The organism is Pseudomonas sp. MYb2, from assembly GCF_002979955.1.
Classification (GTDB): Bacteria; Pseudomonadota; Gammaproteobacteria; order Pseudomonadales; family Pseudomonadaceae; genus Aquipseudomonas.
In genome coordinates this window covers 217,847-238,314 of the sequence record NZ_PCQC01000005.1, presented here as the reverse complement: position 1 = coordinate 238,314, position 20,468 = coordinate 217,847, and the positions used below count along the sequence as shown (strand labels likewise).

Annotated in this window: 17 protein-coding genes and 2 pseudogenes; 6 read left to right on the top strand and 13 right to left on the bottom strand. The window is 59.9% G+C overall.

What is annotated here, in order from left to right; genetic code table 11:
* Positions 1-26: 26 nt before the first annotated feature.
* The 6 genes from CQ009_RS10435 to CQ009_RS10410 are packed head-to-tail and all read right to left on the bottom strand — an operon-like array spanning position 27 to position 4,260.
* A complete protein-coding gene (locus CQ009_RS10435) occupies positions 27-1,706 on the bottom strand; it encodes an acyl-CoA synthetase family protein (RefSeq protein WP_105705996.1) in 1,680 nt (559 codons plus the stop codon).
* Positions 1,703-2,248, bottom strand: a complete 546-nt coding sequence (locus CQ009_RS10430) for a hypothetical protein (protein WP_064388844.1) — start codon at positions 2,246-2,248, stop codon at positions 1,703-1,705. The genes CQ009_RS10435 and CQ009_RS10430 overlap by 4 nt, the downstream gene beginning before the upstream one ends.
* Positions 2,245-2,499 (bottom strand): acyl carrier protein, encoded by a 255-nt coding sequence (locus CQ009_RS10425; RefSeq protein ID WP_064388843.1) that lies wholly within the window; start codon positions 2,497-2,499, stop codon positions 2,245-2,247. Before CQ009_RS10425 ends, CQ009_RS10430 begins: the two co-directional genes overlap by 4 nt.
* Positions 2,500-2,508: 9 nt before the next feature.
* A complete protein-coding gene (locus CQ009_RS10420; protein WP_064388842.1) occupies positions 2,509-2,769 on the bottom strand; it encodes a phosphopantetheine-binding protein in 261 nt (86 codons plus the stop codon).
* Positions 2,750-3,559 (bottom strand): 1-acyl-sn-glycerol-3-phosphate acyltransferase, encoded by an 810-nt coding sequence (locus CQ009_RS10415; RefSeq protein WP_064388841.1) that lies wholly within the window; start codon positions 3,557-3,559, stop codon positions 2,750-2,752. Before CQ009_RS10415 ends, CQ009_RS10420 begins: the two co-directional genes overlap by 20 nt.
* On the bottom strand, positions 3,535-4,260 hold the full coding sequence (locus CQ009_RS10410) for a beta-ketoacyl synthase chain length factor (RefSeq protein ID WP_064388840.1): 726 nt from the start codon (positions 4,258-4,260) through the stop codon (positions 3,535-3,537). Before CQ009_RS10410 ends, CQ009_RS10415 begins: the two co-directional genes overlap by 25 nt.
* 356 nt (positions 4,261-4,616) lie before the next feature.
* On the opposite strand from CQ009_RS10410, the gene CQ009_RS10405 reads away from it, so the two are divergent.
* The gene (locus tag CQ009_RS10405) at positions 4,617-5,387 is read left to right on the top strand and encodes a ParA family protein (protein ID WP_064388839.1); all 771 of its coding nucleotides are present in this window, start codon (positions 4,617-4,619) and stop codon (positions 5,385-5,387) included.
* 129 nt (positions 5,388-5,516) lie between these two features.
* On the opposite strand, the gene trxC is transcribed toward CQ009_RS10405, so the two are convergent.
* Positions 5,517-5,951, bottom strand: a complete 435-nt coding sequence (gene trxC / locus CQ009_RS10400; RefSeq protein ID WP_105705992.1) for a thioredoxin TrxC — start codon at positions 5,949-5,951, stop codon at positions 5,517-5,519.
* Between the two features lie 194 nt (positions 5,952-6,145).
* On the opposite strand from trxC, the gene CQ009_RS10395 reads away from it, so the two are divergent.
* Complete coding sequence (locus CQ009_RS10395) at positions 6,146-6,442, top strand: type II toxin-antitoxin system HigB family toxin (RefSeq protein ID WP_105705990.1); 297 nt, start codon at positions 6,146-6,148, stop codon at positions 6,440-6,442.
* Positions 6,439-6,840 (top strand): type II toxin-antitoxin system HigA family antitoxin, encoded by a 402-nt coding sequence (locus CQ009_RS10390; RefSeq protein ID WP_064388836.1) that lies wholly within the window; start codon positions 6,439-6,441, stop codon positions 6,838-6,840. Before CQ009_RS10395 ends, CQ009_RS10390 begins: the two co-directional genes overlap by 4 nt.
* Positions 6,841-6,846: 6 nt before the next feature.
* Here CQ009_RS10390 and selO read toward each other — a convergent pair whose 3' ends face one another.
* The 5 genes and pseudogenes from selO to CQ009_RS30355 all read right to left on the bottom strand — a co-directional run.
* Positions 6,847-8,310 (bottom strand): protein adenylyltransferase SelO, encoded by a 1,464-nt coding sequence (gene selO / locus CQ009_RS10385; RefSeq protein ID WP_105705988.1) that lies wholly within the window; start codon positions 8,308-8,310, stop codon positions 6,847-6,849.
* Between the two features lie 48 nt (positions 8,311-8,358).
* On the bottom strand, positions 8,359-11,712 hold the full coding sequence (gene mscK / locus CQ009_RS10380; protein ID WP_064388834.1) for a mechanosensitive channel MscK: 3,354 nt from the start codon (positions 11,710-11,712) through the stop codon (positions 8,359-8,361).
* A gap of 34 nt (positions 11,713-11,746) precedes the next feature.
* Complete coding sequence (locus CQ009_RS10375; RefSeq protein ID WP_105705986.1) at positions 11,747-13,489, bottom strand: potassium/proton antiporter; 1,743 nt, start codon at positions 13,487-13,489, stop codon at positions 11,747-11,749.
* 325 nt (positions 13,490-13,814) lie between these two features.
* A pseudogene (locus CQ009_RS30360) lies at positions 13,815-14,414 on the bottom strand (methyl-accepting chemotaxis protein); the annotation flags it as partial.
* A 303-nt stretch (positions 14,415-14,717) separates the two neighbouring features.
* Positions 14,718-15,374 (bottom strand): annotated as a pseudogene (locus CQ009_RS30355) (MCP four helix bundle domain-containing protein); the annotation flags it as partial.
* 343 nt (positions 15,375-15,717) lie between these two features.
* On the opposite strand from CQ009_RS30355, the gene CQ009_RS10365 reads away from it, so the two are divergent.
* The 3 genes from CQ009_RS10365 to CQ009_RS10355 all read left to right on the top strand — a co-directional run bounded on the left by CQ009_RS10365 (position 15,718) and on the right by CQ009_RS10355 (position 18,284).
* Positions 15,718-15,948, top strand: a complete 231-nt coding sequence (locus CQ009_RS10365; RefSeq protein WP_064387766.1) for a cell division protein ZapB — start codon at positions 15,718-15,720, stop codon at positions 15,946-15,948.
* Positions 15,945-16,247: a cell division protein ZapA gene (locus CQ009_RS10360; RefSeq protein ID WP_003220971.1), complete on the top strand. Its 303-nt coding sequence runs from the start codon at positions 15,945-15,947 to the stop codon at positions 16,245-16,247. Before CQ009_RS10365 ends, CQ009_RS10360 begins: the two co-directional genes overlap by 4 nt.
* A gap of 99 nt (positions 16,248-16,346) precedes the next feature.
* On the top strand, positions 16,347-18,284 hold the full coding sequence (locus tag CQ009_RS10355; RefSeq protein ID WP_105705983.1) for a methyl-accepting chemotaxis protein: 1,938 nt from the start codon (positions 16,347-16,349) through the stop codon (positions 18,282-18,284).
* Positions 18,285-18,528: 244 nt separating this feature from the next.
* Here the strand turns inward: CQ009_RS10355 and CQ009_RS10345 are convergent, their stop codons facing one another.
* Positions 18,529-20,331, bottom strand: a complete 1,803-nt coding sequence (locus tag CQ009_RS10345) for an acyl-CoA dehydrogenase (protein WP_105705977.1) — start codon at positions 20,329-20,331, stop codon at positions 18,529-18,531.
* Positions 20,332-20,468: the final 137 nt, after the last annotated feature.

The following is a 20,468-nucleotide window of genomic DNA, read 5'->3' as shown; positions in this document are numbered from 1 at the left end:
GATTGAGTGCGTAGCACTCACCAAGGTCAATCATGCTCTACACCCAAAAGAATCCGCCCACTGGAACAGGTCGCCGTGTCATTGCGATAAGCGAAATACAGTTTGCTGCGTTCGGGATCAAAGCGCAGGTGCAGCTGGATTTCATCGCCGGGGCGCACCAGTTGCTGGAATTTCAGCACTTCCATCCCGGCAAACGGGCCAGTCAGGTTGAGCAATTGGCGACCGAGGTTCAGCGCCCATTCCACCTGCACCACGCCTGGTAATACCGGGGCTTTAGGGAAGTGCCCACTGAAATAGGCCAGATCCGGCGGTACGCTGAGTTGCAGGCTCCACTCGCCATCGGTTTCGACCTGCTCCAAGACTTCCGGCGCTTTCGGACGTGGGGCTATCAGTAACGCTTCGACGTCGGCTTGAGGCAGTTTGCCTTGGCTGTTCAGCGGCAATTGCCGCACCAGCCGCCAGCGCCGCGGCAGGGCCAGCGCTTCACAGTGCTGGCTCAGATGCTTGCGCAGGCCTTCAGTCAGGCTGCGCCGGCCGTGTTCGCGCAAGGCAAACAGACCCGAGTCGCTGAGGACCAGCAAGGCGCCCAGCGACGCACGGTTTTCCTGCACCACACCCAGACGCGCTTCGGCGACCCAGTCATGAGCGACCAGGGCTTGTTCGAGCATCGGCAGGGAGATGCGTTTCTCTTCGAGTTTGACGATCCGGTCCAGCCGTCCGAGCAGTTCGAAGCGGCCATCGGCGGCGATTCGCGCGGCATCGGCGGTGTGCTCGATGTGTCCGGCGGGCAGGTAGGGCGAGGCGACCAGCAGCGCACCGTCGTTGTCCTGGCTCAGTTCGACACCGGCAAACGGTTGCCACAGCGGCTGGCCCTGACGCCAGGCGATACCACCTGTTTCCGAGCTGCCGAGGATTTCGGTCGGCCACTGTTGCAGGCGTTGCTGCAGGCTTTGCGCGGCGTCTGCCGGTAGCGCGCCGCCAGAGGAAAACACCCGGCGCACGGCGCTGAGGGCAGGCCAGTCAAGGTTATCGCCCATACGCTTGAGCAACGCCGGGCTGGCGACCCAGGCGAAGGCCGCATGCTCGCGGCTGGCGCGCTGCAAGTCTTCAGGGAATGCCAGTTGCTGGCGTACGAACGGGCGCCCGGCGCACAACGGCCACAACACCCGAAAGAGCAAACCGTAGATGTGTTGGGTGGCGACGCTGCCGATGATGCACGCTTCACCAATATCCGCGCCCCACAGCTGTTCCAGCGCTTCGACCTCGTTGGCCATTTGGCGCAGGGTCTTATCGATACGCTTGGGTTCGCCACTGGAACCGGAGGTGCACAGGCTCAGGCTGCACTGGTCGAGATCCAGTTCGGCAGCGAGCAATGCCGGCTGATAAAGGTCTTTGAGCTGTGCATCATCGGGGCGATCGGTCAGCCACAGATCGACCTCAGCCGACCAGCGCTGACGCGTTTGCGCCTGCAAGTCGGTCGGCAGCAACACGCTGGCACCTGCGCGCCAAGCACCGAGCAGTGCGACGGCCAGTTCGGCGGCATCTTCCAGGTGCACGGCGAGGCGCTTCACGCCCTGCGCTTGCAGGCCGGCGGCGACGCTCAACGCCTGCTCGCACAGTTGCGCGTGATCGAGTGCCGGCGCAGCGCAGATCGTTCGTGCCGGCACAGTCTTGAGCAACAGCTGCTCAAGTTTTATCCAGTTCATGTACGGCCTCTTACCCGTTGTCGTATCAGCCATTCAATGGCAAACATCAGGCCGATCAATCCATAGGAGATCAGGCCGGTGTACAACATCCACCAATTCAGCGGCGCCCACAGGGTCAGGAGGGCGGCGCACAAACCGTTGCAGAAGAAAAACACGCTCCAGGCCACGGTGACCTTGCGTGTGTAGCGAATTGCGATGTCCGGCAGTTCTGGCTCACGCAGGCGCGCCAGGCGTTCGACCATTGGTGGGCCGTATTTCAGGCTCAGGCTGAACAGCACCAGCATGAAGCCGCTGATCAGCACCGGATACCAGCGCAGCAACAGCGGGCTGTCGAACAGTGCCAGCAACAGGCAAAACACGATCGCCACGCAAGCCATCCACAGGCTGCCGGGCTTGCGCTCGCCGGTCAGCGCTCGCGCCAGCCACAGGCTGCCGAGCAACAGGCCGAACTGCCACGGAGCAAAATGCTCCATGCCGAAATACACCGCAAAGGGGTACAGCAGACCGGCCAGCAGCAGGCCGAGGCCGATCAATCGGCTCATGCGGCCGGTTGAACCAGACGGTAAACCGCCTCGACCACGTCACCGACCGTGCGCACTGATTTGAATTCTTCAGCGGCAATTTTCTTGCCGGTCTGACGCTTGATGTGGTCGATCAGATCGACCGCATCGATGCTGTCGATTTCCAGATCCTGATACAGGTTGGAATCCAGGCTCACACGGGCCGGATCCAGTTCGAACAGCTCGACCAGGGCATCGCGCAGGGTGTTGAAAATGTCGTCACGAGTTTGCATGGTCCGGTCTCAAGCTGCTTTTTTTGCCGTGACGAAGGCCGCAAGGCTCGCCACGTTAGTGAAATGGTTGCGGGTGTCTTTGGCGTCGGCGTCGATTTTGATGCCGTACTTTTTCTGGATCGCCAGACCCAGTTCCAGCGCGTCGACGGAATCCAGGCCCAGGCCTTCGCCGAACAGCGTTTGTTCATCGCCGATGTCGTCGACGCTGATGTCTTCGAGGCCGAGGGCGTCGATGATCAGCAGTTTGATGTCACGATTCAGATCGCTCATCTTCGGCGAGCTCCTTAATAAAGTAAGAGTGCAAATAATCGTTGAGCTTGCGCGAGGCTTGCGGTGCAGGCCCCTGCGCGGCGAAGGCTTGTGGGTCTATATCGGCCCCGACGCGAAAACTGAAGTGCACGCGGCGAGACGGGATCCGATACCACGGTTCGGCTTTGGTCAGCGTGGTCGGGTTGACCTTGATGATCACCGGGGTGAGGATTTTCGCACCGCGCAGGGCAATCGCCGCCGCCCCCCGATGAAAGGCCGGTGGCTGTCCCGGCTGGGTGCGCGTGCCTTCGGGGAAAATGATCAGCGTCTGGCCGTTTTGCAGGGATTGGGCGGCGGCATCGAGCATGTCCATGCTGCCGTCGTTGCTGATGTATTCGGTGCTGCGCAGCGGCCCGCGAGTGAAGGGGTTTTCCCACAGGCTTTTCTTCACCACGCAATTGGCCTGGCGAACCAGACCGATGAGGAATACCACGTCGATCAGTGACGGGTGATTGGCGATGATCATTTGTCCCGGACGACCGAGGCGTTCGGCACCTTGAATGTCGTAGGTCAGCACGCCGGTGCGAGCCATGAACCGCACGAAGAACCAGAACAGCCGACTGACGGTCTGCCGCGCACGCTGACGATGCCGGAGCGCGTCACCGGGCAGGCAGCCCAGCAGCGGGAACACCAACACGCGCAGGCACAGCCCGCCGAGCCCGAACAGGGCGAAGCTTGCGGCGGTGGCCAGCAGGCGCCAGTAATAGGCGTCGCGGTTTTTCTCGGTTACAGGCTGCGTTGCCAGGTCCATACGCGATTTTTCCAGGCATGTTGGCAAAGGGGTTGCTGGCCGAGCAGGGTTCGCAGCAGATTGAGCGCGTGGGGCCAGTGCGCGTTGGACAGTGCTTCTGTGGTGCTGTTCAGGGTCAGCCGCCAGTCGGTACCGGGGGTGAGCAGCAGGCCTACGGCGTACGGAAACGGCACGTCATCGATCCACTTCGAGTAGGCGACGGGCGGCTGTTCTTCGGTGATCACCAGCAGCACGGCGGGGGCGCCCTCATTCAACAGGGCAGCGGCTTCGAGCATGCCGTGTTCGAGGCCGTCGCCCGCCGCAGCGAGGGCGGTCATTTCGCTGGTCTCACCGCGCATGATCGACCACAGGCCGATGATCGCGTTGTGCACCGAGAGGCTGAACTGGGTCGGCGACAGCGGTTGCTCGGTCGCCAGATCGCTGAGGATCTCGTAAGTGCGCGGGGTTTCACCATGACGCGAAACGAACACCAGCGGCAGATTCTCCCGTCCGTCGGCCAGAGGCCAGCCAACGCTGAATGCCATGCGTGCCAGTCGGCTGAGGCGACGGCGCTGCATGGCCGGCAAAAACGACACATCGGGCGCGGCATCACTGCTCTGGAGCACCACCGGTTGTCGGCTCCAGGCCTGCCAGGCGTCCACGCTGTCGAGCCCGGGGGCCCACGCGCGCCATTGGGCGATGTTGAAGTTGATCACGGACATTCATCCCGCCCCTGCGGGCTTGTATTGACGCGTTGAATCACCAGAACCGCGACGGGCGTGGCGTGGCGCTTGGCGCCGAGTGGCGCGCATTATCCCGGTGCGACGAGTGTGTAGCAAATGCTGGTTACATTTTGTGCAACGAAATGTACCGATTGGTTCGCGGTAAAACTGTCATTTGGCCATTATCCAGATTGTCAGCGGCTTGTCTGTCGGGCATGGCGAAGATCAATGACAGTTTCTGCGTCGCGCATGCGGCGATATTTGCACCGGACTTTGTAGTCCGTGTCCGTGGAGGTAGCGAACCGAGGCCACGCGCATCTACACTCGGTCATTCTTTGATACACGGAGGTTTGGTCATGCGGCGCGTGGTGTTCAATCAGAAAGGTGGCGTAGGCAAATCCAGCATTGCCTGCAATCTGGCGGCGGTCAGCGCCAGCGAGGGTTATCGCACGTTGTTGGTGGATCTCGATGCCCAGGCCAACTCCACTCAGTATCTGACCGGGCTCACCGGCGATGACATTCCGATGGGCATTGCCGACTTCTTCAAGCAGACGCTGTCCTCGGGGCCGTTCTCGAAGAAGAATCAGGCGGATATCTACGAAACCCCGTTCGACAACCTCCATATCATCACCGCCACCGCCGAATTGGCCGACCTGCAGCCCAAGCTTGAGGCCAAGCACAAGATCAACAAGCTGCGTAAGTTGCTGGATGAGTTGTCCGAGGATTACGACCGGATCTACCTCGATACCCCGCCGGCGCTGAATTTCTATGCGGTATCGGCGCTGATAGCTGCTGATCGCGTGTTGATTCCCTTCGACTGCGACAGTTTTTCACGGCAGGCCCTGTACGGTCTGATCGCGGAAATCGAAGAGTTGAAGGACGACCACAACGAAGGTCTGGAAGTCGAAGGTATCGTGGTCAACCAGTTCCAGGCCCGGGCCAGCCTGCCTCAACAGATCCTGGATGAACTGATTGCCGAAGGTTTGCCGGTACTGCCGGTGTATCTGACCAGTTCGGTGCGCATGCGTGAATCGCACCAGGCCAGCATGCCGCTGATCCACCTCGATCCGCGCCACAAGCTGACCCAGCAATTCGTCGAGTTGCATAACCTGATCGAAGGGCACTGATCTCTTGAGCTACGCAGATCCCCTGTAGGAGTGAGCCTGCTCGCGATGGCGTCCGTCCAGCCAACATCTATTTGACTGACGCAGCGCCATCGCGAGCAGGCTCACTCCTACAATTGGTTCGGTGGTGGGTCAGATGCCCTGGCTACGCAGCCACGCCATCAATTGCGGCAGCGGGAATGCGCCACTCTGCCGCGCCACCTCGCGGCCGTTCTTGAACAGAATCAGGCTCGGAATCGAGCGAATCCCCAACTGCGCCGACAACTGCTGATTCGCCTCGCTGTCGAGCTTGGCCAACCGACACTTGCCCGCCAACTGTGCCGCCGCCTGCTCGAACACCGGCGCAAACGACTTGCACGGCCCGCACCACTCCGCCCAGACATCCACCAGCAACGGCAAATCACCCTTGATCTGGCTGGCGTAATCGCCTTGCTTGAGTTCGAACGGTTTGTTCAGCAGCACAGCGGATTTGCAGCGTCCGCACTTAGGCTGGTCCGCAAGGCGTTCGGCGGGGATGCGGTTGAGGCCATTGCAGGAAGGGCAGGGGATGAAGAGTGGGGTGGTCATGAGCGAAATCCGGAATTGAGCTGATAACACCTAGTTGGAGACGTTTGCTCATATTTTCAATCGTGCAGGCTCTCGCGTTGTGCCTAGTCTGAAGGCGACCAGGCGAGCCCGTTGGTCTGCTTAGCTGTATCGCAACTTGCGATATTTTTGGTTTGTGATTAACTCCCCATAGCAAAATGCGATAAGGATGTTGCATGCATGTCATCACTGGAAAACGGATACGAGAAGCTAAGAATAAATGGCCGGCAGCCGCTAGTGCGCTGGATCACTGGCTTGAAGTGGCAAAAGGATGCAAGCCAACAGACTTTGCAATGATGAAGGCACTGTTTCCCGCTATCGATAAGGTGGGAGATTTTCATGTTTTCGATATTGGCGGTAACAAACTGAGGCTGATTGCCTGCGTCAGATATCGACCTCAAAAGCTGTACATCAAGCACATATTGGATCATCGCGAATACGACCGCGGCAAATGGAAGGAGGGAAGGGCATGAGTGTTCTGATCAAAAAAGCTGCCGAGCACTGGGAGTTCGTTTCGCCGTTGCTGCGCAAGCCGAAAAACGAAGACGACTACGACGCGCTGGTTCAGGCACTTGACGAGTTGCTTGAAATGACTGGCGATGACGAGTCTCATCCGTTGATGAGCTTGGTGGATATCATTGGTGACTGGATTGAAGAATGGGATCAAACGCATCACCCGGTCCCAAAACCTCCGGGTTTTGAAGTATTGGGATATCTGATGCGTGAGCATGGTTTGACCCAGAGCGACTTGCCTGGAGTGGGCACTCAGTCAGTCGTCTCTGAGATCCTGAGCGGCAAGCGGCAACTAAACCTGCGACAGGTTCGATGGTTGGCTGAGTACTTCAAGCTGCCTGTAGACGTGTTTATCTAGGTCGCCTCAGGAAGAACAACTGATCTCCAAGTGCTTGCCCCACTCCGGCGGCCGCTCGGCATAACCGTCCATCCCCGGCTGCTCTTCAAATGGTTTGCTCAGCACCGCGTGCAGCCGGCGTACTTCTGAGTAATCCCCTTGCTCTGCCGCGTCGATGGCTTTTTGCGCCAGGTAATTGCGCAGGATGTACAGCGGATTGACCGCGTGCATGCGGGTGCGGCGCTTTACCTGATCGGCGTCGCCATCGCGGGCGACTCGGGCGACGTAGCGCTCGCCCCAGGCATCGAAGCCTTGGATGTCGACGAAGTCATCACGCAACCGGGCGACGGCCTGTTCGGCCGATTCTTCACCGAGACGGCGGAAGAACAGCGTGTAATCGACGCCGCTGTTCTGCATCAGTTGCAACAGGTCTTCCAGCAGCTTCTGGTCATCGTCCTCGGCCGTGGTGAAGCCGAAGCGGCGGCGCATCAGGTCGAGGTAGTGCGCCTGAAACAGCGGCAGATACAAGCCGAGGGTTTCGCGCAGGGCTTCAACGCTGATGAACGGCGTCAGTGCCTGCGCCAGCGCACTGAGGTTCCACTGGCCGACCGGCACCTGATTGCTGAACGAGTAGCGGCCCTGATCATCGGAGTGGTTGCAGATGAAATTGGCGTCGAAGTCGTCGAGGAAGGCGAACGGGCCGAAGTCGAAGGTGATGCCGAGGATCGACATGTTGTCGGTGTTCATCACACCGTGGCAGAAGCCGTAGGCCTGCCATTTGGCGATCAGTCCGGCGTTGCGTTCGACGATTTCGCGGAACATCGCCAGGTACGGTTCCGGCTGTTCCAGACATTCCGGGAAATGCATCGCCAGCACGTGTTCGCCGAGTTCTTTCTGCTGCTCGGGGCGCTTGGTGTAATAGAAGTATTCGAAGTGGCCGAAGCGGATGTGGCTCGGCGACAGACGCAGCACCATGGCCGCGCGTTCCTGCTTTTCGCGCCAGACCGGCGTATCGGAGCCGATCACGCAGGCTGCCCGTGAGGACGGAATGTTCAACGCGTAAAGCGCTTCGGAAGCCAAAAACTCACGGATCGACGAACGCAGCACCGCACGACCATCGCCCATGCGCGAAAACGGCGTCTGCCCGGCGCCCTTGAGGTGCAAGTCCCAATGCTCGCCGGCTGCGTTGTACACCTCGCCCAGCAGCAGCCCGCGACCATCACCCAGTTGCGGCGTGTAACCGCCGAACTGATGCCCGGAATAGACCATCGCTCGCGGCTCGGCATCGGCCCACAGCTTGTGGCCGCCGAACAGTTCGGCGAATTCGTTGGTTTCGGCGGTGGCCGGGTCGAGATCCAGCAAGGCCAGGGCCGCCGGGCTCGCCACGACCAGACGCGGATTGTCGATCGGCTCGGGCAGCACGTGGGCGGAGAACGCATCGCCCAGGCGGGCGAAGCGATTGTCGAAGGTCAGTTCGTCGAGGGCTTTCAAGGGCCGGCTCCAGCAGAATGTCCGAGCATTCTGCTGGGATCAGACCGGTTAGTCGAGTTTGGCCGGCGGCGGCTCTTGCAGCGGTTTCTGATCGTCGGCGATCGGCACGATGGTTTTGGTTTCCGGTTCGATCGGCACCATCTTGTATTCCTGGCCGTGCAGGTTCTTCAGGTAAACCTCCATCTGGCGGAACGAGATGTTGATGTGCTGCTTCTTGAACTCGCGATTGATGAAGCGGTTGACCTCATCGAGCACAGGGTTGCGGTCACCGAGGTCGCGCACGTGCATGCGCAATTCGTGATCCAGCGTGCTTTCGCCGAAGTTGAGGAAGTACACGTGTGGCTCGGGTTCCTTGAGTACGCGCGGGTTCTCGCGAGCGGCCTTGAGCAGCAGTTCCTTGACCAGATCCAGATCGGAACCGTAGTCGACGCCGAGTTTCAGCGTTACCCGAGTGATGGTGTCGGTCAGCGACCAGTTGATCAGTTGCCCGGTGATGAACGTCTTGTTCGGGACAATGATGTCCTTGCGGTCGAAGTCGGTGATGGTCGTGGCGCGGATGCGGATCTTGCTCACCGTGCCCGAGAGGTTGCCGATGGTGATGGTGTCACCGATCCGCACCGGACGTTCGAAGAGGATCATGATGCCGGAGATGAAGTTGGCGAAGATCTCCTGCATACCGAAGCCGAGGCCGACCGACAGCGCCGCCACCAGCCATTGCAACTTGTCCCAACTCACGCCGAGGGTCGACAGGGTCGAGACGAAGCCGACGCCGGCGATCACGTACGACAACAACGTGGTGGTCGCGTAGGCACTGCCCTGAGCCAGATTGAGCTTGGACAGCACGAACACTTCGAGCAGGCCGGGCAAGTTGCGCGCGAGGGCGAAGGTGATGCCGATGATGATCAGCGCACCAAGCATGTCGCCGATGCTGATCGGCACCATGCTCATGTTGGCGCCGGTGCCGCTGGTGTATTCGTACAGGGTGATGTTGTCGAGGTACGAGAACACCGAAATCAGGTCCGACCAGACCCAGTACAGCGCGGCGATGAAGCCGCCGAGCAGGGCCAGACGAATCAGACGCAGGGACTGTTCGTTGACCTTTTCGATGTCCAGCGTCGGCTCTTCGATCACCGCTTCGCCGTCGCCGGCCTCTTTCGCCGCCTGACGCTTGGCCAGCGCACGCTGGTAGGCCAGACGTCGCGCAGCAACACTCAGGCCGCGCACGAAAGTTGCCTCGATCACCAGCCAGAACATCAGCAGGTACAGGGTGTTGATCAGGCGATCACTGAGTTTCAGCGCGGTGTAGTAGTAGCCGAAGCACACCGCGACAAACAGGGCGATCGGCAGCAAGGTGAACATCACGCCGACGGCCTTGCGGAACAGCGAAGTGTTCTCGTGGGCCGGACTGCTGATCAGCAAGCGGCTGAGCAGCCATGCCATCAGGGCGTAGCAGGTCAGCACCACCGGCATGCCGAGCACGTCGTCGGCCAATGCCGCCGGTTGCAGTTCGGCCACGGCGACGATGGTCACCAGCGCCATGACCACCAACCCGAGTCGACGGATCCAGCCCTGAAGGAATTCGACCTGTGGCTTTTCCCAGCGGAAGTGCAGTTCGGCCACGCCGCCCGGCGCCAGAATCCGGTACGCGGTGTAGAACACCAGCCACGCTTGCCCCATCTGCAGCAGTGCCGCACCCATGTTGGCGTTCTGTCCACGGGCGTCGATCTGCAATGCCAGTCCGCATAGCGCCAAGCCCAATGCGACCGGCATCGCCAGCAGAATATTGATCAGGATCGCCTGCGGCGTGTGCCACTGGCTGTCGCGTTTAAAGTGGCCGATGTCCTGGTGAACCTTGTTTAGCCGCGCGTACAGATTCTTGCGTCGCCACAGCAGTGCACCGATCAACAGCGCCAGCGGCAGGAACAGCAGCGGTCGCTGGATCAGACCATCGGTCAGCTCGCTCAGACTGGAGGCCCACGGCAGCGTATCGATCTGACGCTTGAGGCGCTCCGGCACACTGCGCATCCACTCAAGGTCCAGCGGCTTGTTGCTGGGAATCCAGAACATTTGCTCATCGAGGGTCGCGCGCAGGCTCTGCGCGGTGCTCAGCAGCTGTTTCTGATTGAGTTGCAAGGTGATCGATTCGTTGAGCACTGCGCTCAATTCGCGGTTCAAGCGTTCGAGCAGATCGGCGCGGGTATTGGCCAGATCGAGCAGGCTTTTGCGCAGTTGCGGGGTGACTTGTTCAGGCGGTTGCGTCGCCAACAGGTTGTCGACGTAGGTCGACGGGTTGCTGAGCAACTCACGTTGCTGGCTGACTTCGAACTGGTACAGGCGAATGTCGGCGATCTGATCCGCCAGGTCACGGTCGACCTTCAAGCGCGGCAGTGCCTGCTTCTGCTTATAGAGAATCTTCGACAGCAGCAGGCTGCCCTTGAGCACGTTGATCTGCTCGTCGAGCGCCGAGTCGCTTTGGGTCAGGCTGTCGAGTTGCTGCTTGGTCTGCAGGTTCTGCTGGGTGACTTCGTTGAGGCGGTCGGTGCTTTTCAGCAGATAGTCCGAGAGCTTGAGGTTGGCGGTGCTCTCACTCGCGAGCAGGCTGCTGCCACCGGACTTTTGCGCCTCGATCGATTGCTGGGTGACCGTCTCCTGAGACTGCGCCAGACGTTTCTGGTTGATCAGGGTTTGCAGTTCCTGGATCTCGCGGTCGAGGCGGTCGGACTTCTCCGCGAGCAAGTCATGCTGGGCGTTGCCCAGATCCTGCAACTGGCTGTTGCCGGCCAGTTCCTGGCGGCGCAGCGGGATCAGCGCGTTCAGCGCCGCCAGCTCGGCGTTGAGCTGGTCACGCTGTTCGGCGCTGACGGTCTTGCCCGCGTCCTTGCCGGATTTGAGGATGTTATTGATCTGCTGGATGCGCGTCTGGCTGGCGGAGATTTCTGCCTGGGCACGTTCCGGACGCGTCTGTGCGGTGATGATCAGGCTGTTGGCGTCGGCCAGGGCTTTCTGCAGATCGCTTTGCTGAGTGGAGCGATCAGTGAGGATCTGCTCCAGTTGCTGGATCGATTCCCTGGGGAAGCGTTGCGCCACCGGTATCACTGCCGTGGCCTTGAGGCGCGTCAGCTCGCGGGTATTTTCAATCGTTTGCTTGGGCGCGGTCGCCAGTTGCTGCTTGAGATCGACCAGCTTCTGTTCGTAATCACGCTGATTGTTCAGCTGATTGAGCGTGCTCTGCAGGATCGTTTGCAGGCTCTTTTTATCGGCATCCGGCAGTTTGCTGTCGGCGAGCTTGTCGAGGCTGGCCTGCACGGCGTCGCTGGACGGTGGTTCGGCGGCGTACAGGGGGCCGACAGTAAGACTCAGGCCCAGCAGGGCCGCGACGAAAAAGGAGCGCAGGGTAGGCATAGAGACCGGTCGAGCAAGTGAGAGTGGACGCAGTTTAGAGGAAGAGCCCGGGGCCCGGGCGACTTCCTTCGGGGAATCTGACGCCCACTTTACCGATCTTGTTCCCGTCCATGACCGCGACGGTCCAGTGGGTGTTGTTCCACTCCACCTGGTCGCCGACGATGGGGGCACCACCGACCTTGTGGGCAATAAAGGCGCCCAGGGTCATGTCTGGATCGATGCCTTCGGCCGGCAGCCCATAAAGCGCTGCAACCGCTTTAAGCTGGGCGTCTCCTTCGAGCACGAAGTCGCCGAAGAAACGCAGATCGAGGCCGCGTTGCGGTGCCTGGCTGAACAGTTTGCCGAGGGCGCCGAGGTTGTGTTCATGGCCGATAACGCACAGCAAATCATCGACTTCCAGCACCGTACTACCCGACGGATGGAGCAGTTGCTGGCCACGAAACAGCGCCGCGATACGTGTGCCTTCGGGCATTTTCAGCTCGCGCAAGGGTGAACCGATGCACCATTTTTCCGCGCCGAGCTTGTAAACGAACAGTTCCCACTCGCTGGTGATGTGCACTTCCAGCGCTGATCGGGAGATCGGCGCTGGCTCCGGCGGCACCGTCACTTTCAGCAGCTTGGCGACCCACGGCAGGCTCGTGCCCTGCACCAGCAGCGATACCAGCACGATGAAAAACGCGAGGTTGAAGTACAGCTGTGCATTCGGCAGCCCGGCCATCAGCGGGAACACCGCGAGAATGATCGGTACCGCACCGCGCAGGCCAACCCAGGAAATAAACGCCTTCTCACGACCATGGAATGCCTTGAACGGCAGCAGGCCGACCATCACCGACAGCGGCCGCGCGAACAGAATCATCCACAGAGCCAGACCGAGTGCGGGCAGGGCGATTGGCAGCAAATCGTGCGGCGTCACCAGCAGCCCCAGCACGAGGAACATGCCGATCTGCGCCAGCCACGCCATGCCGTCGAGCATGTGCAGAATGCCGTGACGGCTGCGCACCGGACGGTTGCCGATGACCAGGCCGCACAGGTAAACGGCGAGGAAGCCGCTGCCGTGCAGGGCGTTGGTCAGGGCGAATACCAGCAGACCGCCGGCGATCACCAGAATCGGATACAGGCCGGCCGCCAGATTGATCCGGTTGACCAGTTGCAGCATCAGCCAGCCTCCGCCCAGACCGATCACGCCGCCGATGCCGAACTCGCGGATCAGGTGGGTCAACAGGCTCCAGTGCAGGCCGGTCTGGCCGCTGGCGAGCATGTCGATCAGAGTGACAGTGAGAAATACCGCCATCGGGTCGTTGCTGCCGGATTCGATTTCCAGGCTGGCGGTAACCCGTTCGTTCAGGCCTTTGCCGCCGAGCAGCGAGAACACCGCTGCGGCGTCAGTGGAGCCGACGATGGCGCCGATCAGCAGGCCTTGAATCAGATTGAGGTCGAACAACCAGGCGGCGGCCATGCCGGTCAGCCCGGTGGTAATCAACACCCCGACCGTGGCCAGCGATAGCGCCGGCCACAAGGCTACGCGGAAACTCGACACTCGCGTGCGCAAACCGCCGTCGAGGAGGATCACCGCCAGTGCGAGGTTGCCGACCAGATAGGCCGTCGGGTAGTTATCGAAAATGATTCCGCCGCCATCGACCCCGGCGGCCATGCCGACCGCGAGAATAATGACCAGAATCGGAATGCCGAGACGCGAAGACAATGAACTGACAAGAATGCTCGCACCTACCAGCAACGCGCCGATCAAGAACAGGCTGTTGATGGTCGTCGCATTCAAAGGCAGTACTCCAGAAGCGTAAATACGGGCACAAACTGACCATGCAGTCTGCGTGCCAGCGATTCTAACCTGTTGAAATGTGATGCTGTCAAAAAGGTTTTTACGCTGGCGTGTTCGGGATTTTGGTTCGGCTGAAGATTGCAGCCCTCACCCTAGTCCTCTCCCGAGGGTAGAGGGGACTGATCGAGGTGTTTGTGCGAGGTACATCGACCTGAAAATTCTGAGTCGAACTCAGGTTTTGAAAAACACGAAAATCTGCTCCCTTTCCCCCTCTCCCTCTGGGAGAGGGCTGGGGTGAGGGTGCTTTTGATCTTGATTTACTGAATTACAGGCTGAACCGCCCAACCATGTTGTTCAAATCCAGCGCCAGACGCGACAGCTCATTGCTCGCCGCACTGGTCTGATTCGCCCCGGTCGCCGATTGCACCGACAGGTCACGGATGTTCACCAGGTTGCGATCCACTTCCCGCGCCACTTGCGCCTGCTCTTCGGCGGCGCTGGCGATGACCAGGTTGCGCTCGTTGATCTCGACGATGGCGGTGTTGATGGTGTCCAGCGACATGCCGGCACCACGGGCGATGTTCAAGGTCGACTCGGCACGTTCGGTGCTGTTGCGCATCGAATCCACGGCGTGTTCGGTACCGCTTTGAATGCTGCCGATCATCCGCTCGATTTCACTGGTCGATTGCTGGGTGCGATGCGCCAGGGCGCGCACTTCGTCCGCTACAACCGCAAAACCACGACCCGCTTCACCGGCACGCGCCGCTTCAATCGCCGCGTTCAGGGCCAGCAGGTTGGTTTGATCGGCCAGACCACGGATCACATCCAGCACTTTGCCGATGTCACGGGATTCATTGGCCAGATCGCCGATCAGGCTGGCGGTGCTCTGTACATCGGCACTCATGCGCTCGATGGCGCTGACGGTTTCCTGTACGAGGTCTCGGCCGTCACCGGCAGAAGTGGTGGCATTCTTCGAAGCTTCCGAAGTGCTCACGGCATTGCGCGCGACTTCTTCCACAGCGCTGGTCATTTCATTGACCGCAGTCGCCGCCTGTTCAATTTCGTTGTTCTGCTGAGTCAGGCCGCGCGCACTTTCGTCGGTGACGCTGTTCAGTTCTTCCGCTGCCGAAGCCAGTTGTGTGGCCGAACCGGAAATGCGCTGCAAGGTGTCACGCAGCTTCGATTGCATTTTCGCCATGGCTGCCAACAAGCGCCCGGCTTCGTCGCTGCCATCGACGTGAATCGGTTGAGTCAGATTGCCTTCGGCGATGGTTTCCGCAGCGTCCAGTGCCTTGGCGATCGGTTTGGTGATGCTGGTGGTCAGCAGCCACGCGAACAGGAACGTCAGGCCGGTGGCGATCACCAACAGGGTCACTACCAGATCGAACGCCGAAGCGTACTGATCGGCCGCTTTCTGATTGGTCTCGCTGATCTGCTCGCCGTTGATCTGCATCAGACGGTTGAGCACGGTGTTGATCGCTTCGGAGTTGCTGAGCAATTCGGTGTTGAGCAGGTTACGCAGTTCATCCACCTGATTATTGCGCGACAGGCTCTTCATGCGGTCTTCGATCTGACGGTACTGGCCGAGCAACTGCACGTACTGGTCGTAAGCGGCGCGTTCCTCAGGGCTGCCGATCAGTGGCTCGTAGGCCGTTTGAGCTGCGCGGATCTGTTGGTTGCGCATGTCCAGCAACTCAACGGTTTTCTGCTGCACGTCCGCTTCGCGGTTGACCAGCAAGCGGTACGACAGCACACGCAAGCGCAGGGTCAACTGAGTGAATTCGTCGAGGTTCTTGATGCTCGGCACGCTGCTGGACGAAATGTCCTCGGCAGCGCCACGGATCTTACTCATCTGGTTCAAGGCAAACACGCCGAGAATCAGCATCAGGCCGCCGATCAAAGCGAAGCCGGTAAACGCCCGTGGGGCGATATTCATATTGCGGAGGGACATGGGCGGGTACCAAGAGAGGGCCGCATCCATGCGGGTTCAGACTGCTGTATGGATGACTTATCGGTCATGCGACTGAAGTCTTGAGGCAGTGTGCGTATTTGTCGCACAAGGACTTGGGCGACGAAGTGCAGGAACCAGATCGGCAGATCACAGTCTTTAAAACTCGCAAGAACGTTCGCCCGCCAGGAAAATCAAGGCCTTGCGCCGGTTTAACCCTGGCATCCGTGGTGACTTTTCTTTATCGTACGCGCCCTTTGAAAATGCCTGGAAGATCAAAATGTTGGAAGCATCCCTCAGCCAATTGGAACAGCTCGTCAGCGACCTGGTGCAACAGAACCAGACCCTCTCGGAAACCAACCGGAGCCTGTCCACTGAACTGGCCCAGGCCAAGGATGAAAACGAAAGCCTGCAACTGAGCCTGATGGAACAGGAAGAGAAGCACGGCGCCACCGCAGCGCGCATCCAGGCTCTGGTTGATCGCGTCAACGCAGGTCCTGTCAGCGCATGAACCACGGTACAGCAGGGGTAAAAGTCATCTCCATTCTCGGGGAGGACTATTCGATCAAGGCACCGGCCGGGGAAGAACAGACCCTGCTGGACGCTGCACTGATGCTCAAAGCGGCATTGGCTGACACCAAACGCAAATACCCGACGCTGATCGGTGACCGCTTGCTGGTGCTGGCAGCAATGAATCTGTGCTCGCAACAGATCGAAATGAAGAAGCAGCATCAGGAAGAACTCGACCGTTACCAAGAGCAAGTCAGCGCCACGGTCGAGACCATCGCCAAGACCATCAATCAGGGTTGATGGGGTTGCGCACAACCAAAGAATAGATTGTCGATTGGGTTGTATACAATCGGCACGGCTGTTGCATTGATTCGGCCACTTATTCTTTGGGGGTGCTCCATGCAGTTGTGGCGACGCAGTATTCAATGGCAGCTGATTCTCAGCATGGGCACCGCCCTGCTGGTCAGCATCCTGATCGTGGTTGGCATTTATACCTTGGTGGTCAACCGCCTCGCCCAGAGCTATCTGGTCGAACAAGCCCTGCCGTCGAGTATCGAAGCGACGCGCAACGACATCGAACGCATCCTCGTGCAACCGCTGACGGCGGCCAAGGATATTGCCAGTAACACCATGGTTCGCGACTGGCTGGCCTCCGGTGAAGACAGCAGCAAAACGGCGGACTTCGCGCAGTACCTGGAAGGCATCCGCGCCGAACACAAGGCTTTCACTGCTTTGATCATCGGCACCGAATCCAATCATTACATCACCGAAAAAGGCCTCGATCGCACCCTCAGCCGTGCCAAACCGGCCGATGCCTGGTTCTATTCCTTTCTCGACAGCAATCAGTCGCGCACCCTGAATATCGACAACGACGGAGCCACCGGAGAATTGGCGCTGTTCATTGACTTGAAGGTCGAGCAGGCTGGCAAAGTGGTCGGTGTGGCAGGGCTCGGGCTGAGCATGAAAGAGCTCTCGGAGCTGATTCACAACTTCAGCTTTGGTGAGCGCGGCAAGGTCTATCTCGTGCGTTCCGACGGTTTGATCCAGGTGCATCCGGAGGCGCAGTTCAGTGGCAAGCGCACCTTAAGCGAGCAGATCGGCAGCAATGCTGCACAGGCAGTCCTCGGTCAAAAAACTGCCGTCAGCAGCAACTTCCAGCGAGACGGCGAAGACTTCCTCGCCTTCAGCCTGCCTTTGCGCGATTTAGGCTGGACCCTGGTGGCCGAAGTGCCGCAGTCGCAGATCTACGCCGAAGCCCGCAAAGCGATGTGGATGAGTGGCGGTATTGGTCTGGTGGTGGCGCTGGTGTGCCTCGCTCTGGTGGTCTGGCTGGCACAAGGTCTGGTGCGACCGATTCGCCAAGTAACAGCGGCGCTGGTAGCAATCGGTAGCGGTGGTGGAGATTTGACCCATCGGTTAGATTCCAGCCGCGCCGATGAGCTGGGCGACCTCGCTCGCGGCTTCAACCGTTTCCTCGACAGCCAGCGCGGGATGATCGGTGAGGTGCTGACCACCAGCGAGCGTCTGCGCACTGCCGTGGGGCAAGTGGCGAAAGTGGTGGAGAACACCGCCGAGCGTTCAGGTCGTCAGCAGGAAATGACCGACATGGTCGCCACTGCCGTTCATGAAATGGGCCTGACTGTGCAAGAAATTGCGCAGAACGCCGGCAACGCCGCACTCGCCTCGCAAACCGCGCGGGATGAAGCGATGCAGGCGCGGGAAGTGGTCGGCGGCTCGATCCGCCATATTGAAAGCATGTCCGATGAAATTGGCGTGGCGGCTGGCGCGGTGGGTGAATTGGCGCACCAAGTGGCCTCGATCGATTCTGTATTGGCGGTGATTCGCGGGGTGTCCGAGCAGACCAATCTGTTGGCGCTCAATGCCGCCATCGAAGCGGCGCGCGCCGGTGATATGGGACGCGGCTTTGCGGTTGTTGCTGACGAAGTGCGCACTTTGGCGCGCAGGACGCAGGCCTCCACCGACGAAATCCAGCAGATGATCGGCAGCCTCAAGCAAGGCGCGGAAAACGCCGTGTCGTCGATGCGCACGGGGCAGGCGGCAACTGGCACCGGGGTTGAGTCGAGCCAGCGCACCGGGGCATCGTTGACGGCGATTACCGGGCAGGTCGAGCGCATCAGTGACATGAACCATCAGGTGGCAACGGCGACGGAGGAGCAGTCGGCGGTGACTGAGGAGATCAACCGCAATGTGCAGGGGATTTCCGATCTGGCGCGGGCGACGGCGGGGGAGGTTCGGGCCTGTCGTGAGGATTGTCAGATGTTGCAGAGGCTGGCGGATGATCTGGCGCGGCAGATGGGTGGGTTCAAGCTGAGCTGAGTGCTGAGTGCTGAGTGCTGAGTGCTGAGTGCTGAGCCTGTAAAGCCCCTCACCCTAACCCTCTCCCAGAGGGAGAGGGGACTAACCGTGGGATGCTTGAGAAATACGCCGACCTGAAAATGCTTTACCGAATCCATAATCGACGCGGTTTTTCAGGTCGATGTATAGCGCCAGACACCTCGGTCGTCCCCCTCTCCCTACGGGCGGTCCGACGTTTCGGGAGGGCTGGGGTGAGGGTCGGCTTTCAGAACCAGGCATCCTGCATCGCCAGGCACGTATCATCCCGTGCCTCCAGCAACGCTAATTCATGATGGCACCCCGGCACTTCCCACGTCAGAAAATACCGCGCTGCCTGCAACTTGCCCTTATAGAAGTCCGCATCCGCTGCATTCCCTTTGTCCAACCCTTCTTCGGCACGAATCGCCTGCTCCAGCCAACGCCAGCCAATCACCGTGTGCCCGAACACCTTCAGGTACAGCGCAGAGTTCGCCAGGCTGCTATTGACCTTGCCTTGCCCCAGATCAGTCAACAAACCGATGGTCACCGTTTGCAGGCGCGCCACCAGTTTTTCCAGCGGCTCACGCAGTACGGTCAGCGATTCATGCGTCATTGCGCGCTCTGCCGTAGTGGCGATCAGTCGAATCAGTTGCTTCAGTCCCGCGCCACCGTTCTGTGCCAGTTTACGTCCGAGCAAGTCCAGCGATTGAATGCCATGGGTGCCTTCATGAATCGGGTTCAAGCGGTTATCGCGGTAATACTGCTCCACCGGGTATTCGCGGGTGTAACCGTGACCGCCGAGAATCTGGATCGCCAGTTCGTTGGCCTTCAAACAGAACTCCGATGGCCAGGATTTGACGATCGGGGTCAGCAGATCCAGCAACTCGTGGGCCTGTTTGCGCTCGGCTTCGGTTTCCAGTGTGGTGGTGTCATCGAACAATCGCGCCGCGTACAAGCCGAGATCAAAGGCACCTTCGACGTAGGACTTTTGCGTCAACAGCATGCGTCGTACATCGGCGTGCTGAATGATCGCCACTGGCGCGGTGCTTGGATCCTTGCTGTCTGGCACGCGCCCCTGCGGGCGCTCGCGAGCGTACTCCAGCGAGTACAGGTAACCGGCGTAACCGAGCATCACCGCACCCATGCCGACGCCAATCCGCGCCTCGTTCATCATCTGGAACATGTAGCTCAAACCACGATGCGGCTCGCCGACCAGATAACCGACACACTCACCGTTATCGCCGAAGTTCAGCGCTGTGGAAGTAGTGCCGCGCCAACCCATCTTGTGGAACAGCCCGGCGAGCAGCACGTCATTACGTTGGCCGAGGCTGCCGTCATCGTTGACCAGAAATTTCGGCACGATGAACAACGAAATGCCTTTAACGCCCGCAGGCGCGTCCGGCAGTTTGGCCAGCACCATGTGCACGATGTTTTCCGAGAGCGGGTGATCGCCGCCGGAGATGAAGATCTTGTTGCCCTTGAGGCGATAGCTGCCGTCAGACGCCGGCTCGGCGCGTGTACGAATATCCGACAGCGACGAACCAGCGTGGGGTTCAGTCAGGGCCATGGTGCCGAAGAAGCGCCCGTCGATCATCGGTTGCAGGAAACGCTGTTTCTGCTCGTCCGTGCCAAAGCTTTCAATCAGATTTGCCGCGCCCATGGTCAGGAACGGGTAAGACGTCGAAGCCGCATTGGCCGACTGGAAATGCGCGAAGCAGGCTTGCGACAGCAATGTAGGAAGTTGCATGCCGCCGGCGTCGAAACTTCTCGCGGCGTTGAGGAATCCAGCCTCAAGGAAGGCATCCACCGCCGGTTTCACTTCAGGAATCAGAATCGCCTTGCCGTCCTCGTAGCGCGGCTCGTTCTCGTCGCCCTTGCGGTTGTGCGGCGCGAAGTATTTCTCGGCAATGTTGCGTGCGGTGCCGATGGCGGCGTCAAAGGTCTCGCGGTTGTGCTCGGCAAAGCGCTCACGCCGGGTCAGGCCCTCGGCATCAAGGACTTCATACAGCTCGAAAGCCAGATTGCGGGAACTGAGCAGCGTCTCGGACATGGCGGCCTACCTGAAATTGGGGTTGGGCCGAGTCTAAGGGGGGGAATAGAGGCTGGATAGGATGATTGATGAGAGTGATGCAGAGGTGAGGGCGACACTAATCAAATGTAGGAGTGAGCCTGCTCGCGATAGCGGTC

Excerpts from the sequence above, each read along its gene's own strand:
- CQ009_RS10345 (WP_105705977.1), bottom strand. The coding sequence starts at position 20,331 with ATGTCCGAGACGCTGCTCAGTTCCCGCAATCTGGCTTTCGAGCTGTAT.
- trxC (WP_105705992.1), bottom strand. The coding sequence starts at position 5,951 with ATGACCACCCCACTCTTCATCCCCTGCCCTTCCTGCAATGGCCTCAAC.
- CQ009_RS10405 (WP_064388839.1), top strand. The coding sequence starts at position 4,617 with ATGCGGCGCGTGGTGTTCAATCAGAAAGGTGGCGTAGGCAAATCCAGC.
- CQ009_RS10435 (WP_105705996.1), bottom strand. The coding sequence starts at position 1,706 with ATGAACTGGATAAAACTTGAGCAGCTGTTGCTCAAGACTGTGCCGGCA.
- CQ009_RS10360 (WP_003220971.1), top strand. The coding sequence starts at position 15,945 with ATGAACCACGGTACAGCAGGGGTAAAAGTCATCTCCATTCTCGGGGAG.
- CQ009_RS10355 (WP_105705983.1), top strand. The coding sequence starts at position 16,347 with ATGCAGTTGTGGCGACGCAGTATTCAATGGCAGCTGATTCTCAGCATG.
- CQ009_RS10425 (WP_064388843.1), bottom strand. The coding sequence starts at position 2,499 with ATGCAAACTCGTGACGACATTTTCAACACCCTGCGCGATGCCCTGGTC.
- CQ009_RS10395 (WP_105705990.1), top strand. The coding sequence starts at position 6,146 with ATGCATGTCATCACTGGAAAACGGATACGAGAAGCTAAGAATAAATGG.
- CQ009_RS10410 (WP_064388840.1), bottom strand. The coding sequence starts at position 4,260 with ATGTCCGTGATCAACTTCAACATCGCCCAATGGCGCGCGTGGGCCCCC.
- CQ009_RS10415 (WP_064388841.1), bottom strand. The coding sequence starts at position 3,559 with ATGGACCTGGCAACGCAGCCTGTAACCGAGAAAAACCGCGACGCCTAT.
- CQ009_RS10365 (WP_064387766.1), top strand. The coding sequence starts at position 15,718 with ATGTTGGAAGCATCCCTCAGCCAATTGGAACAGCTCGTCAGCGACCTG.
- CQ009_RS10390 (WP_064388836.1), top strand. The coding sequence starts at position 6,439 with ATGAGTGTTCTGATCAAAAAAGCTGCCGAGCACTGGGAGTTCGTTTCG.
- mscK (WP_064388834.1), bottom strand. The coding sequence starts at position 11,712 with ATGCCTACCCTGCGCTCCTTTTTCGTCGCGGCCCTGCTGGGCCTGAGT.
- CQ009_RS10420 (WP_064388842.1), bottom strand. The coding sequence starts at position 2,769 with ATGAGCGATCTGAATCGTGACATCAAACTGCTGATCATCGACGCCCTC.
- CQ009_RS10430 (WP_064388844.1), bottom strand. The coding sequence starts at position 2,248 with ATGAGCCGATTGATCGGCCTCGGCCTGCTGCTGGCCGGTCTGCTGTAC.